This window comes from Stutzerimonas kirkiae (assembly GCF_004327335.1).
GTDB lineage: Bacteria > Pseudomonadota > Gammaproteobacteria > Pseudomonadales > Pseudomonadaceae > Stutzerimonas > Stutzerimonas kirkiae.
Genome location: NZ_QJUO01000001.1, coordinates 286,185 through 300,204, shown reverse-complemented (window position 1 = coordinate 300,204; position 14,020 = coordinate 286,185). Strand labels below are relative to the sequence as shown.

Below are 14,020 nucleotides of genomic sequence, written 5' to 3'. Positions count from 1 at the left end.
GACTATTTTTCTCAAACGCTAATAATTCCTGTCACCTTTTTCGGACTTGTCAGTCCTTGTCATGGAAATCCACCCACTATAAGGATTGCCAGCCCATGACACGTCAACACCATTCTCTGGCCCGACAGGTTCGCCAGGTCTTGCTGCTTGGACTACTGAGCGCGCCATTGGCAGGCCTGCCGGGCGTTGCCCAGGCCGCAGGCGAAGCGGCCAGCTACAGCATTCAGGCCGGGAGCCTGAGCCAGGCCCTGACCCGTTTCGCCGCCGAAGCGGGGATTACCCTGCAGTTCTCCCCTGACCTGACCGAAGGCCTGGTATCTCCCGGTCTGAGCGGCGGCTTCAGCGTCGAGCAGGGGCTGGCGCAATTGCTGGCCAATACCCGCTTGCAGGCGGTTGGCCAGGGCAATGGTGTGTACGTGCTGGTGCTGGTAAGCGAGCAGGAACAGGGGGAAGAGGGAATCCAGTTGCCCGATCTGGCGGTCAGTGCCAGGAGGACGCAAAGCGCGACCACCGAGCGATCGGGTAGCTACGGCAGCAGTACCGGTACCACGGCATTACCCTTCAATGCGTCTCTGCGCGATACGCCGCAATCCGTCAGCGTAATTACCCGGCAGATGCTGGATGACAAAAAGATCGATAACCTGATCGATGTCGTTGAACACACGCCCGGACTGTCGATCAGTCGCTACGAAAGCAACCGTGGCAGCATGTTTTCGCGCGGATTCAAGATCGAGAACTACCTGATCGATGGCGTACCGACGACCATCGACGAGCAGTGGAGCGCTGGCGAGATACTGAACGGCACGTCGATCTATGACCGTGTCGAAGTGCTGCGAGGCTCCGACGGCCTGATGACCGGTGTGGGCAACCCGTCCGCCGTGATCAATATGGTTCGCAAGCGGGCGGATAGCAAGGAACTGAAGGGCAGCGTGTCGGCCGAGGGCGGGAGTTGGTCGCACTATGGTGCCAGCCTCGATGTCAGCGCACCCCTCAGCCCGAGTGGCGGTACGCGCGGGCGCCTGGTGTTGGACCATGACCAGGAGGATAGCCATGTTGACTACCTGGAAAGCCGCAAGGATGTGTTCTATGGCACCCTGGAACAGGACATTGGCGACCGTACCCTGCTTTCCGCCGGGTTCTCCCACCAGAAGGACGACACCAATGGCCCGACCTGGGGCGGTTTGCCTGCCTGGACCATGAACGGTGACTACAGCCAGGTTGTCGCCTTGAAAACCAAGCGCAGCCAGGGCGTATCGCCGGACTGGACGTACTGGGATAGCGACTACAGCAACTGGTTCGTCGAAGCCGAGCATCGCTTCAACGACAACTGGAATGCCAGGGCCCGCTACAGCCGTGGCGAGCGCGAGTCGGAAGCGAAGATCGCCATGCTCTACAGCTACCCGCTCGACTCCGAGACCGGTAAGTCCGGGTTGTTCTACACCTTGTTCCCCGGCTATGTGTACAAGCTGTACATGCCCGGTTATGCCGGCATCTATTACGTCGAGAACATCAAGAACGACGTCAATCTGCAGTTCGACGGGACCTTCCAGTTGCTCGGGCGCAACCATGAGGCTGCGTTCGGCTACGATCGCTCCAAGGAGCGCTTCACCGCGGATAGCCGGCCAGGAAGCATAAGTGCCGATGATATCCCTGGTTTTCGTGATTTCGCAGGGCATGTTGCAGAGCCGGACTACTGGTTCCGGCGCAACAACAAGAAGCACGAGATCACCCAGGAAGCCTTCTATGCGGCCAGTCGTATCGAGCTGGCCGATCCACTCAAGCTGATTGTCGGCGGGCGCCTGATCGATTATCAGGTCGACGATATCAAGACATCCGCCAACAGTTTCGAGTCCAACAACGAGGTGGTGCCGTATGCGGGGCTGGTGTTGAACCTGAACCGCCAGTTGTCGGCCTATGCCAGCTACACCAGCATCTTCCAGCCACAGAATTACCGGGACATCGACAACAAGTTGCTGGCGCCCATCGAGGGCAATACCTACGAAGCAGGTCTCAAGGGGATGTTTTTCGATGACCGCCTGAGCGCCAGCCTGTCCGTCTACCGCATGGAACAGGACAATGTGGCTCAGTCCATCGGCCAGGCCCCGGATGATCCGACACGGCAGGCCTACAAGAGCATCGACGGTGTGGTCAGTAAGGGCTATGAGGCTGAAATCGCCGGGGAGGTCACGGAGAACTGGCAGGTCTATGCCGGTTATAGCCAGTTCAAGGCCCGCGATGCCAACGGCAATGATGTCAACTCGCTGATCCCGCGCCGACAACTCACCATGTTCACCAGCTATCGCCTGCCTGGTGCCCTGAATGCCCTGACCGTCGGGGGCGGTGTGCGCTGGCAGAGCAAGGTCTGGGTCCACCAGCCCGTGGCGAAGACATTGGGTGTACCAAGGCTGGAGCAGGAGTCCTATGCGATCGTGGACCTGATGGCCCGCTACCAGGTGGATGCCAACTGGTCGGCGCAGCTCAACATCAAGAATGCCCTGGACAAGAAATATTTCGCGCCCACCGAGGACGGCCTGCAGCTCTACTGGCAGGAGCCGCGCAATGCAGAGCTCAGTGTGAAATACCAATTCTGACCTGTACTGGTCAGTGCCAGGCTGCCATGGCGTCCATGGCAGCCTTTGCTTTTACCGATCCATGACTGGTTTGTTGGGAAGGCCCGCGCTTGCACATACAGGAAAAGAAAACCCACTCCCGCTGGTACAGGGCGAACTTGTGGATCCACCGCTGGATCAGCCTGTTCGTCGCACTGCCTTTTGCCATCCTGTGCATGACGGGTGTGGTGCTGATCTTCCATGAGGAGATCGAGCACCTCACGGGATCTGCCCCCCAGGCTGCCCAGTCCGGAGCGCAGGCACCACGACCGCTGATGGCATCGATCTTCGCCGCCGAGCGGGCATATCCCGGCGAGCGTGTGCAGAGCGCCACGCTCGATGCGGAGCATTTCCCTGGGCTAGTGCTGCTGGGGCTGCTCAAGGATGGCGAAGGTTTCCAGCAGGCACGCTGGGTCTATGCCGACATCGCGCAGGCGACGCTGGTCGAGCAGCCTGCCTTCGACGAAACGCTGATGGGGTTTCTGCTCGAACTGCACGCCCAGTGGTTCCTGGGCACCGTCGGCGAACTGATCGGCGCGCTCATCGCCCTGCTGGTGCTGCTGTCGCTGGTGTCGGGCGTGGTGGTGTATGCCCCGTATATCAGGAAGTTCCTGTTCGGCATCATTCGTTCCGGAAAGGGCAGGAGGTTGCTCCAGCTCGACCTGCATAACCTGATTGGCTCGGTCGTGCTCGGTTGGGTGTTCGTCGTCACGCTCACGGGCGTCCTGCTGGGCTTCGGCACGGTTGCGATAGGTGTCTGGCAACTGACCGAACTCGATGCCCTGCGGCAGCAATACAGGCAGGAAATTCCATCGCCTGGCCTTACTGCGCCGGACCTCGACCGCGTCTATGCCGCCGCCGCCGAGGCGGCCAGGGGCTGGAACCCCACCACGGTGCTTTTTCCTGGCTCCGAGTATTCGACCCCTATGCACTATCTGGTGTTGTTGCAGGGAGGCCATGGGTTCGACGAGAAGATGCTGCAACTCGCCCTGGTCGATTCGCACAGCTTCGAAGTGACCAGGCTCATGCAACTGCCGGTCTATCTGAAGGCGATCCTGTTATCCCAGCCGCTGCACTTCGGCGACTATGGCGGCATGCCGCTGAAGATCCTCTGGGCGTCGTGCACCTTGCTGACCCTGTTCATCACCCTGAATGGCGCCTGGCTGTGGTGGGCGAAGCGCAGGAAAATCAACTAGGAGTCCGAATATGCGGCTGTGGAATGGTTTGAACGTGGTCGTGCTGCCAGCGTTCTTGAGCGTGCTGGGCATCGTCATGATGCTGGTCGTGGATAGCGCTTGGTGGGACAAGGTGATGCTGTTTCTCGCTGCCTTGCCAATTCTGCTGGCTTGTCATCGTATATACGCACTCAGGCGCAAGCGTCAGGTCTTGTGCTGAATTGCGCTGGAGTGCCGTAGTTTCGGCTTCCCCGAGCCGACAGGAGAGAGGTCTTGGGTCGTTCCTTGGCGCTTGAGCCGTTCAGGATACTGAGGGAGAAGGTTCCCTTCGTGTGATGCTTTTTTGATCGTTCCCACGCTCCAGCGTGGGAAGACAACGCATGAGTATCGCTTCGCTCGTCCCATCCTGCGGAGCTGCGTGATCGTCGCCAGTTTGTCGTCAGCCCTCCCGCTCCGCATCCTGGCGCTTGATCTGCTTGTGCTGATCCTCGCTGCTGCCGTGTTTCCAGTAGCTGGAGATATACAGGTCGTTGCGCCCGACCTGGCGTTCTTCCTTGAAGTGGCGACGCAGTTCGCGCATGGCGCTGAACTCGCAGGCGGCCCAGATGCTGACGCGCCCCGGCAGCCATTCGAGCTGGCGCACATGCTCGGCCAGCAGCCGGCTGTCCTCGCCCGGGTGCGGGTTGACCAGCCAGTGGATGGCAAGGCCCGACGGATGCCGCAGGGCCTGGATGTCGGCCTTGTCGATAACTTCGATCAGCGCATGGCCGCGGGCGTCCGGCGGCAATCGTTCGATATTCACGCTCAGCGCGGGCAAGGCGGTCATGTCGCCCACCAGCAGGAACCAGTCGGCGCTGAAGTCGACCAGTTTCTTCGGTCCGGGGCCGCCGACCAGGACCGGGTCGCCGGGCCTGGCCTGGCTCGCCCAGGTCGAGGCGGGGCCGCCATCCTCGTGCAGGACGAAGTCGACATCGAATTCATCGGCTCGCTGCTGGCGCACGGTGTAGGTGCGCATCAGGCCGCGCGGGTTGTCGGCTTGCGGGAAGATCAGCTTGATATAGGCGCTTTCCTGGTCGGCCGGGAAGTGCTCGGGGCCGGCGCCAGCCAGGGTGATACGCAGCATATTGGGCGTGATGCGCCGTGTCGCGCTGACGTGCAGGGTGCGTGGTGCGGGTCTGGACATGGTGACCTCGTCATGTATTCAGGTTGTTCGCCATCTGCCTGGCGAGTTGGATGAAGTTTTCCAGTTGTTCGTTCGTCAGGCCTTCACTCATGCGTTGTGCCGCTTCGCTTTCCAATACCTGTAGCCGCTGCATCAGGGCTTCGCCCTGGGCGCTGAGATGCAGGTATTGGCTGCGGCGGTCTTGTGGGTTGTCACGTTTGACGATCAGGCCGCCGGCCAGCAGGTCATTGAGCGCCCGTGTGATCTGCGCCTTGTCGCGGCGCATGTGCTGCGTCAGGGTCTGCGCGGTGCAGTCGCGGGTATGGCCGATGAACTTCAAGGTGCGCACATGGGTGATGGGCAGCGCTATCCCGGCCTGCTGGATGGCGCGGCGGATATGGGACTTGTAGGCGTGGGTCAGTTGTTGCAACGGATCGGCCAGGTTGCGGGTGTGCATGCTGCTGCCTTCTTGGTTGATAGTGTCAACTTAGTCTTGAAGGTTGATACTGTCAACCATGCGTCTGGCAGGGGAATGATGGCCTTTTGATGCGGGTCTACTGAAACCGTGTCCCAGACCTGTAACATGCAGGGAGTGTCGGTCCCGGTGCTATGGAGTAGGGGCTGGTATCACCTGACTGACGTGGGCGATCGGCCGCCGTCTGCATGCCTCGATATGAGAAGGAGCGCCACCATGTTTTCGTTTTCCCGTCATCGGTCCGCGCGCAGCGCCGGCGCCGGAGTAGCGAGCCTGGTCTGCTCCCAGGCGCAGTTGGCCGAGGCGTTGGCGGCGGTGAAGTTGGTGCCGACCTATGTCTGTGGCTTTGTCTCGCCTCATGTGGAGATCGACACGGTGGCGCGTCAACTGAGCCAGCGCTTCCCACAAGCCGCGATCAGCCTGAGCAGTACGGCGGGGGAACTGTCCAGCGAGGCCGGCAAGCTCTACTGCGACACGAACGGGCAGTGGGACCGTATCGTCCTGCAACTGTTCGACGCCAGTGTGATCGCCGCTGCCGAAGTGCTCATGGTGCCGCTGGAAAGCCAGGATATCCGTGGCCAGGGCTCGCGCCGTTCGCTGGCCGAGCGTATCGCCGGGCTGACGGAGAGCATCAAGCGGCTGTCGCTGGCCATGCCCATCGATTACCGAGATACCCTCGCCTATGTCAGTTTCGATGGCCTCAGTGCCTCGGAGTCGTTCTTCATGGAGGCGTTGTACGAGTCGGGGCGTTTCCCCTGCCTGTTCGTCGGTGGCTCGGCGGGCGGCAAGCTGGATTTCGTGACGACCAGCATCCATGACGGCAAGCGCCGCTATGAAAACCACGCGCAGATCGTATTCCTGAAATGCGCCGCCGATGTGCGCTTCGGCGTGTTCAAGAGCCAGAATTTCGAGCCGACGCCCTTCAGCCTCAGTGTGCTCAGTGCCTCGCTGGAGGATCGCTATATCAGCCAGGTGGTCGACCCGCAGGGCAACGTCCGTTCGATGGTGGCGGCGTTGTGCGACAAGTTCGGCTGTGCCACCCACGAGCTGGAGGCGCGGCTGGCCGACTATTCCTTCGCCATCCGTGTCGGCGATGAACTCTTCGTACGCTCCATCGCCCGCATCGACCAGGCCAGCGAGCGTGTGCACCTGTTCTGCGACGTGGCCTCTGGCGAAGAACTGGTGATGGTCAAGCGTACGCCGCTGATCGAGTCCACCCGCCGGGATTTCCAGCGCTTCATGCGGCACAAGCAGGGTCGACCGCTGGTCGGGCTGCTCAACGACTGTATCCTGCGGCGTCTGAACAACCAGCGTGAACTGGCGGGTATGGACGATGTATTCCAGGGGATTGCGGTCAGCGGTTTTTCCACCTTCGGCGAAATCCTCGGCTTGAACCTGAACCAGACGTTGACGGCGGTGTTCTTCTTCCGGGTTGGCGCCGGAGACGAGTTCCGCGATGACTATACCGACAACTTCGTCGCCTATCATGGCGAGTTCAAGGCGTTTTTCCTGCGTCGGCAGATCAAGAAGCTGACCGGCCTGAGCCAGGTGGTGATCCGCCAGATCGAGCAGTTCAAGTCCCGTGATTTCAGCAGCAGCCTGGATGTAGACGGCCTGGACGAGGGTATCCGCCCGGTGTTCCACGGGCTGGCCGACCTGGGCCAGGTGCTCAGCGATGCCCAGCGCCAGCAGGAGCTGATGGATGGCGAGTTGCGCAACTGTGCCAACGACCTGCACCAGTCGATGGACGACCTGAGCGGCAATATCGGCCAGCAGAGCGAGGTGATCGAGCAGGCCGATGGCTCGGTGCGGCAACTGGTGAGCAAGGCCGAACAGGTGGTCGGCAGCGCCCGCGACCTGGCGCAGTCGAGCCAGCGCATCCAGTCGGTGGTGCAGGTGATCCAGCAGATCGCCGGGCAGACCAACCTGCTGGCGCTGAACGCCGCCATCGAGGCGGCGCGGGCCGGCGAGATGGGGCGGGGCTTCGCGGTGGTCGCCGATGAGGTGCGGCAACTGGCGGAGAAGACCCGGCAGAACGCCGAGGAGATCGGCAGCGATATCGATCAGCTCGCCGAGGCCATCCGCCTGGTGGCCGAGCATATCGAAACCCAGTCGGGCGATGTCGCCGCCCTGACCGGGCTGCTCGATACCTTGCAGGCGTCGAGCGGCTCCACCGCCGAGACTTCTCTCCGCACCAAGGGTGTCGCCGATACGCTGATCGGCCTGGCCAGTCGGTAACAGCAGCCGCCAGCTTCAAGCTGCAAGTGACAAGATAGACGCGGTGATGCATGGCGCTCTACTTGCAGCTTGTGGCTTGAAGCTGGCGGCTTTGTCTCAGGGTTTGACGAAGCGCAGGGTGAAGCGGTCGGATTCGCCGATGGCCTGGTAATGGGCGCGGTCCTGATCGCCATGGCGCAGGACCGGCGGCAGCGACCAGACGCCGCCCGGATGGTCCTTGGTGTCCCGGGGGTTGGCGTTGATCTCGCTGCTGGCATCGAGCCTGAAGCCGGCATCCGTGCCCAGCCGGATGACCTCCTCGGTCGGCAGGTAGCCGTTCTTCTCGCTCTCCTCGGTACTGGCGCCCTGGCGGGCGCGGTGGTCCACCACGCCGAGCACACCACCGGGCTTGAGCACATCGAAGAAGGCGTTGAAATAGGCGGGCGCGTTGCCGGCCTGGGTCCAGTTGTGCACGTTGCGGAAGGTCAGCACCACATCGGCGGAAGCCGGGTTGCCGAACCGCGGGGTGGCGGGCTTGAATTCCAGCCATTCGACCTTGCCGTAGCGCTCGGGGTCGGCTGTGTATTTTGCCTTCAGGCCCTCGGCACTTTTACGAAAGTAATCGCCATCCGCCGGGTCGTGCACGGCGGCGACATAGTGGCCATCCTGTCGCAACCAGGGCGCCAGTATCTCGCTGTACCAGCCGTTGCCGGGGGTGATCTCGATCACCCGATGGTGCTGGCGTACGCCGAAGAACCGCAGGGTCTGCGCCGGGTGCCGCCAGTCATCGCGGGCGCGGTTCTCCGCCGAGCGCCAGTCGCCGTCGATGTTCCGTTGCAGGCTGGCGTCGGTCGCGGATGCCGTGCCGGCAAAGCCGAGCAGCGCCAGTGCCAGGGCACCGGCAAGAGCGTGTCTGCGCATGAGGGGGGATTTCCAGTGAGGAGCCGGAATGGCACCCTACCACGGGTATTTCATTCCTATATTGTTGATCTTGTTAGATGCTTATTCCCTCGCGGACTATGCCGTCGGATCACAGGAGAGCGCCATGATTCGTGAAATCCTGAAAATGGGTGACGAGCGTCTGTTGCGGGTGGCCCAGCCGGTGCCCGGGGACTGGTTCGGCAGCCCCCGGTTGCGGGCGCTGCTGGAGGATATGTTCGACACCATGCAGGCGGCCGGTGGCGTAGGGCTGGCGGCGCCGCAGATCGGTGTCGACCTGCAACTGGTGGTGTTCGGTTTCGAACGCAGCGAGCGCTATCCGGATGCGCCGGCGGTGCCGCGCACCATCCTGATCAATCCGCGCATCACGCCGCTCACGGACGAGCGCGAAGACGGCTGGGAGGGCTGCCTGTCGGTGCCGGGCCTGCGCGGCCTGGTGCCACGCTACCGGCATATCCGCTACAGCGGCTTCGACCCGGACGGGCAGCCCATCGAACGCGAGGCCGAGGGCTTCCATGCGCGGGTGGTGCAGCATGAGTGCGACCACCTGATCGGCCGCCTGTACCCGTCGCGTATCGAGGACTTCGGCAAGTTCGGCTTTACCGAGGTGCTGTTCCCCGGGCTGGACCCGGCACAGGACGATTGAGCCGTTCCGGCCAATACCCTCGAAGGCTGCGACCAGGGATGTCGCCAGCCGTCGCACTTTCCAGCGGCGGTCGCTCGCGGGGCGGGTAGGCGGTGTAGATCGCGTTTGGCTCCTGGTTGGCGGAACTCGCCCCGGTATCGCCCAGGCTGGCTAGAATATCCAGAAAGTCGAGTCGATAAACTGGGCCATATAACAAGTACATCCCAAGAGGACTCCAGCATGGACATCACGATCATCGGTACCGGCAACATGGGTTCGGCATTCGTCCAGTGCCTGAGCAAGGCAGGGCACCGGGTTACCGTCACCGGGCGCGAAACGGAACAGGCCGAGGCACTGGCCGCCGCCCACAAGGGTGTCAGCGCCGCTCCGGTGGCGCAGGCACTGGGGCTCAACGAAGTGATCATCCTGGCCACCGGCCATGCCGATGCCATCGACGCCCTGAAGTCGCTGGGCGACGTTCGCGGCAAGGTGGTGATCGATATCACCAATCCGCTGACGGCCGACTACATGGGGCTGGCCATCGGGCACAGCACCTCGTCCGCCGAGGAAATCGCCAAGGCGGTGCCGGGTATCGAGCTGGTCAAGGGTTTCAACACCCTGCTCGCCGAAGTCCTGATCCAGGGCCCGAAGTTTCCCGGTGGGCAGACCGCGCCGGTATTCCTCGCCAGCGACAGCGAGCGTGCCCGGCAGACCGCGAAGGCCCTGGCCGAGAGCATGGGCTTCAGCACCATCGACGCGGGCGAGTTGCGCAATGCGCGTTATCTGGAGCCGCTGGGTGGTTTGAATATTTACCTGAGATATGGCACCGACCTGGGCAAGCAGATCGCCCCGACCTGGATCAGGCGCTGAATCGACATCATTGGAGTCGCGTCGCCTGGCGGCGCTGGAGATCATCATGGCTACGCTTCCCGTACTGTTCGTGTCCCATGGCGCGCCGACCTTCGCCACCGAGCCCGGCCTCGCCGGGCCGCTGTTGGGGGAACTGGGGCGGCGCCTGGGTGGAATCGAGGCGGTACTGGTGCTGTCGCCGCACTGGATGACCCGTGGCGGCGTGGCTGTGACCGCCAGCGAGCGACCGGAAACCATCCATGACTTCGGCGGCTTCCCTCAGGCGCTGTACCAACTGCGATACCCGGTCGCCGGCCATCCGGCGCTGGCGGCGCGCACCGTCGAGCTGCTGCAGGCGGCGGGCTGGGCGAGCGCGCTGGACCCGCATCGCGGGCTCGACCATGGCGCCTGGGTGCCGCTGCTGCACCTGCTGCCCGAGGCGCGCGTGCCGGTGTTCCAGGTGTCGCTGCCGTATCCGCTGGACACCGCCGGCGCGTTGCGCCTCGGCCAGGCGCTGGCGCCGCTGCGCGATGAAGGCGTGCTGATCGTCGCTTCCGGCAGCCTGACCCACAACCTGTACGAATTCCGCCAGCAGGGCGAGGCGGCCGGGTATGTCAGGGATTTCACCCGCTGGATTCGCCAGACCTTGCAGGCGGATGATTCCCAGGCACTGGTCGATTACCGCCAGCGAGCGCCACAGGCCGAGCGCGCGCATCCCAGCGAGGAGCATTTCCTGCCGCTGCTGGTGGCACAGGGCGCACGGCGCGTCGATGATTCGCTGCAGGTGCTGGATGGCGGCATCGAACATGGCGTGCTGTCGATGGACGCCTACCTGTTCGGCACATGCGACAACGTGAACAGCCCCTGAGCACGAGCATTCCAGCGCCAGGCGGGTCCAACGCCATGACTCGCCGAGTCGTCTGCGTCATCCAAGGAGAAACACCATGATCGATACCCGTACCGCTCTCTATGCCGCCCTGGTCCTGCGCATCGCGCTGGGCGTGATGTTCCTCGCCCACGGCCTGACCAAGCTGCTGGTGTTCACCCCGGCCGGCACCGCCGGGTTCTTCGAGTCCGTCGGCTTCCCGGGTTTTCTCGCCTATCCGGTGATCGCCTTCGAGATCGTCGGTGGTGCGCTGCTGTTGCTCGGGGTCTACGCCCGCTGGATCGCCGCCATCGCCGTGGTGCAACTGTTCGGCGCTTCCACCGTGCATTTCGGCAACGGCTGGAGCTTCACCAACCCCAATGGCGGCTGGGAATACCCGATCTTCCTGACCCTTGCCGCGCTGGCGCTGGCATTGCTGGGGGATGGCCCCTTCGCGCTGAAACGCTCCACGCGCTGAGAACCTGTTCACGATCTGCTGCGCGTCGGCCCTGCTGCGTTAAAAGCAGGCTAAGCCGCTTGCGGCTAACGCACTTCCAGTGCGGCTCCGCAGGGGCGAGCCTTTGGTCGTTGCGCCTTGCCGGACCAGGCTCGCGAGATCGTGAACAGGTTTCGCGCCGGGCAGGGCGATGAATCCGGTCGCGCAGCAGGTATAACCGACGGCGCTCTATTCGGGGCGTTCGAAGGCATGGCGTTCAGAGGGCATCCTGACCGGTCAACTCCAGCAGCAGCTCGTCCCTGAGCTTGTGCAGGCGGGGGGACTGGCGGTCGCGTGGGTGTGGCAGGCCGACCTCGACCACATGGCGGATGCGGCCCGGCCTGGGGTCCATGACGATCACCCGGTCGCCCAGGTAGAGCGCCTCCTCGACATCGTGGGTGACCATGATCATGGTGCTGCGCTGCTGCACCCAGATGCGTTGCAGTTCGTGCTGCAGGCGGATGCGGGTGAGGGCGTCGAGGGCGCCGAAGGGCTCGTCCAGCAGCAGCACCTTGGGTTGCGTGACCAGCGCCCGGGCGATCGCCGCGCGTTGCGCCATGCCGCCGGACAACTGGTGCGGGTAGGCCTGTTCGAAGCCGCCGAGGCCGACCCGTTCGAGGTGTTCGGCGACCCGTTCGGCCTTCTCCCGCTTGCCCAGGCGGCTGTTCTTCAGCGCCAGCAGGATGTTCTGCTCGACGGTCTTCCAGGGGAACAGGCGGTGATCCTGGAACACGATGCCACGTTCCAGGCTGGTGCCGGAAACGGACTCGCCATCCACGCGGATCTGCCCGTCGAAGTCGTCTTCCAGGCCGACGATCAGCCGCAGCAGGGTGGATTTGCCGCATCCGCTGGCGCCGACGATGCTGAGGAATTCGCCGGGCAGCACTTGCAGGTCGATGTTCTGCAGCACCGGCAGCGCCTGGCCGTCGATCCGGTAGCTTTTGTTCAGGTTGCGGATCTCCAGGGCTCCGGGCTGGTGCTGTTCGCTGTCGAGCGGTAGGGGCGCGGGAATGGCGGTCATCGGGGTCACCTGGCGGCGGAGGGTTAGGGACGAAAATCAGCGGTGCAAATCAGCGGCGCAAATCAGCGGCGAAGGTTGCGCCAGCGCAGCAGGTGCCGGCTGAGACGGGAAAAGAGCTGGTTCATGGCGTAGCCGAGCAGGCCGACGCAGAGCACGGCGATCACCACGATCTCCATGCGCGAGCCGGTCTCGGCGTTCATCATCAGGTTGCCCAGGCCCATGCCGGTGGCGAGGAACAGTTCGCAGCCCACCGAGCTGACCCAGGCGAAGGCCAATGCGTGCAGCACGCCATTGGACAGGCTCGGCAGGGCGCTGGGCAGCTCCACGTGGACGAGCCGCTGCAGCGGCGTCAGGGCATGGACGTGGCCGACTTCCAGGTAGCGGCGCTCGACGTGGGAAAAGCCCTCGAAGGTGTTGAGCACCATCGGGTAGAAGGCCGCCAGCGAAACCAGCAGCACCTTGGAGAACTCGCCGCTGCCGAACCACAGGGCGATCAGCGGGATCAGCCCGAGGATCGGGACCTGGCGCAACGTGTGGTAGAGCGGCGCCAGCAGGCGTTCGGCGATGCGCGAGCGCGCCATCGCCAGGCCGACGACGAAGCCGGCGAGCACGCCGTAGAGCAGGCCGAGGCAGGTGCGTTGCAGGCTGGCCGATACGCTCAGCCAGAGTTCGCCGCTGGCCAGCAGTTCGCCGAGCGCGGTGCCGATGCGCGACAGCGGGACGAAGGCGTAGGCATGGCTGGCGCTCTGCCGCGAGAGGTATTCCCAGGCGGCGACCAGCAGCAGCGGCAGCAACAGGCCGCGCAGGCGCAGGAGGTAGTTCTTCATCATCGTGTCTTCCAGCGGAACAGGCGTTTTTCCAGCAGGCGCAGGCCATGGTCGAGCACGCAGCCGACCAGGCCGGCGACCACCACACCGACCATCACCACGTCGATGCGCATCATCTGCCGGCTCATCTCGATCATCTGCCCGAGGCCGCTGTCGGCGGCCAGCAGCTCGGCGGCGACCAGCACCATCCAGGCGCGGCTGAGGCCGATGCGCAGGCCGGTCACGATCGGCGGCGCGGCGGCCGGGAAGGCCACGTCCCTGAGCAGGCTCGGCAGGGGCAGGCGGAAGACCTCGGCCACCTCGAAATGGCTGCGCGGGATGCCCCGCACGCCTTCGCTGGTGGCCAGCGCTACCGGGAAGAAGGCGGCCTTGAGCACGATCAGGATCTTGAAGGTTTCCTCGACGCCGAACAGCAGGATGAACATCGGGATCAGCGCGATCGAGGGGATCTGCCGCAAGGTATGGAACAGCGGTGCGCAATAGGCTTCGACCTGCCTCGACAGCGCCAGGGCGGTGCCGAACAGCAGGCCGCCGAGGGCGCCGAGGGTAAAGCCGATGGCCAGCCGCGACAGGCTCACGGCAAGGTGTTCGCGCAACTCGCCGCTGCCGAGCAATTCGCTGAAGGCCTGGTAGACGTGGGCCGGGGGCACCAGCAATTGCGGCGGGAACCAGCCGGCGGCGGCCACCAGCAGCCAGGCCGCGAGCACCAGGAGGGGCGAGACCAACCAGCTCAGGCGTTCCAGTACGACGTTCGCCATGT

The 14,020-nt window shown here is 63.8% G+C and carries 14 protein-coding genes; 8 read left to right on the top strand and 6 right to left on the bottom strand.

Annotated elements, in window-relative coordinates; all coding sequences use genetic code 11:
- The first annotated feature begins 95 nt into the window (after positions 1 to 95).
- The 3 genes from DNJ95_RS01325 to DNJ95_RS01315 all read left to right on the top strand — a co-directional run bounded on the left by DNJ95_RS01325 (position 96) and on the right by DNJ95_RS01315 (position 4,004).
- Complete coding sequence (locus tag DNJ95_RS01325; RefSeq protein WP_131182923.1) at positions 96 to 2,591, top strand: TonB-dependent receptor; 2,496 nt, start codon at positions 96 to 98, stop codon at positions 2,589 to 2,591.
- Positions 2,592 to 2,728: 137 nt separating this feature from the next.
- On the top strand, positions 2,729 to 3,805 hold the full coding sequence (locus DNJ95_RS01320; protein WP_242671863.1) for a PepSY-associated TM helix domain-containing protein: 1,077 nt from the start codon (positions 2,729 to 2,731) through the stop codon (positions 3,803 to 3,805).
- Positions 3,806 to 3,815: 10 nt separating this feature from the next.
- Positions 3,816 to 4,004, top strand: coding sequence for a hypothetical protein (locus DNJ95_RS01315; RefSeq protein ID WP_131182921.1), 189 nt, complete (start codon positions 3,816 to 3,818; stop codon positions 4,002 to 4,004).
- A gap of 219 nt (positions 4,005 to 4,223) precedes the next feature.
- Here the strand turns inward: DNJ95_RS01315 and DNJ95_RS01310 are convergent, their stop codons facing one another.
- Positions 4,224 to 4,967 (bottom strand): siderophore-interacting protein, encoded by a 744-nt coding sequence (locus tag DNJ95_RS01310; RefSeq protein ID WP_131182920.1) that lies wholly within the window; start codon positions 4,965 to 4,967, stop codon positions 4,224 to 4,226.
- A 10-nt stretch (positions 4,968 to 4,977) separates the two neighbouring features.
- On the bottom strand, positions 4,978 to 5,403 hold the full coding sequence (locus tag DNJ95_RS01305; RefSeq protein ID WP_131182919.1) for a MarR family winged helix-turn-helix transcriptional regulator: 426 nt from the start codon (positions 5,401 to 5,403) through the stop codon (positions 4,978 to 4,980).
- Positions 5,404 to 5,637: 234 nt separating this feature from the next.
- Here DNJ95_RS01305 and DNJ95_RS01300 point away from each other — a divergent pair, with 234 nt between their 5' ends.
- Complete coding sequence (locus DNJ95_RS01300; protein ID WP_131182918.1) at positions 5,638 to 7,659, top strand: methyl-accepting chemotaxis protein; 2,022 nt, start codon at positions 5,638 to 5,640, stop codon at positions 7,657 to 7,659.
- 96 nt (positions 7,660 to 7,755) lie between these two features.
- Here the strand turns inward: DNJ95_RS01300 and DNJ95_RS01295 are convergent, their stop codons facing one another.
- Entirely contained in the window at positions 7,756 to 8,559 is an 804-nt protein-coding gene (locus tag DNJ95_RS01295) for a class I SAM-dependent methyltransferase (protein WP_131182917.1), read from the bottom strand.
- A 124-nt stretch (positions 8,560 to 8,683) separates the two neighbouring features.
- On the opposite strand from DNJ95_RS01295, the gene def reads away from it, so the two are divergent.
- The 4 genes from def to DNJ95_RS01275 all read left to right on the top strand — a co-directional run bounded on the left by def (position 8,684) and on the right by DNJ95_RS01275 (position 11,394).
- Positions 8,684 to 9,223 (top strand): peptide deformylase, encoded by a 540-nt coding sequence (gene def / locus DNJ95_RS01290; protein WP_131182916.1) that lies wholly within the window; start codon positions 8,684 to 8,686, stop codon positions 9,221 to 9,223.
- Positions 9,224 to 9,442: 219 nt separating this feature from the next.
- On the top strand, positions 9,443 to 10,072 hold the full coding sequence (locus DNJ95_RS01285) for an NADPH-dependent F420 reductase (protein WP_131182915.1): 630 nt from the start codon (positions 9,443 to 9,445) through the stop codon (positions 10,070 to 10,072).
- Positions 10,073 to 10,115: 43 nt separating this feature from the next.
- Positions 10,116 to 10,919 (top strand): dioxygenase family protein, encoded by an 804-nt coding sequence (locus DNJ95_RS01280; RefSeq protein WP_131182988.1) that lies wholly within the window; start codon positions 10,116 to 10,118, stop codon positions 10,917 to 10,919.
- 76 nt (positions 10,920 to 10,995) lie between these two features.
- Positions 10,996 to 11,394 (top strand): DoxX family protein, encoded by a 399-nt coding sequence (locus DNJ95_RS01275; protein ID WP_131182914.1) that lies wholly within the window; start codon positions 10,996 to 10,998, stop codon positions 11,392 to 11,394.
- A gap of 235 nt (positions 11,395 to 11,629) precedes the next feature.
- Here DNJ95_RS01275 and DNJ95_RS01270 read toward each other — a convergent pair whose 3' ends face one another.
- From DNJ95_RS01270 to DNJ95_RS01260, 3 genes are all read right to left on the bottom strand, one after another.
- Entirely contained in the window at positions 11,630 to 12,433 is an 804-nt protein-coding gene (locus DNJ95_RS01270; protein WP_131182913.1) for an ABC transporter ATP-binding protein, read from the bottom strand.
- Positions 12,434 to 12,495: 62 nt separating this feature from the next.
- Entirely contained in the window at positions 12,496 to 13,260 is a 765-nt protein-coding gene (locus DNJ95_RS01265; protein WP_131182912.1) for an ABC transporter permease, read from the bottom strand.
- Positions 13,260 to 14,018: an ABC transporter permease gene (locus tag DNJ95_RS01260; RefSeq protein WP_131182911.1), complete on the bottom strand. Its 759-nt coding sequence runs from the start codon at positions 14,016 to 14,018 to the stop codon at positions 13,260 to 13,262. Before DNJ95_RS01260 ends, DNJ95_RS01265 begins: the two co-directional genes overlap by 1 nt.
- Positions 14,019 to 14,020 lie beyond the last annotated feature (2 nt).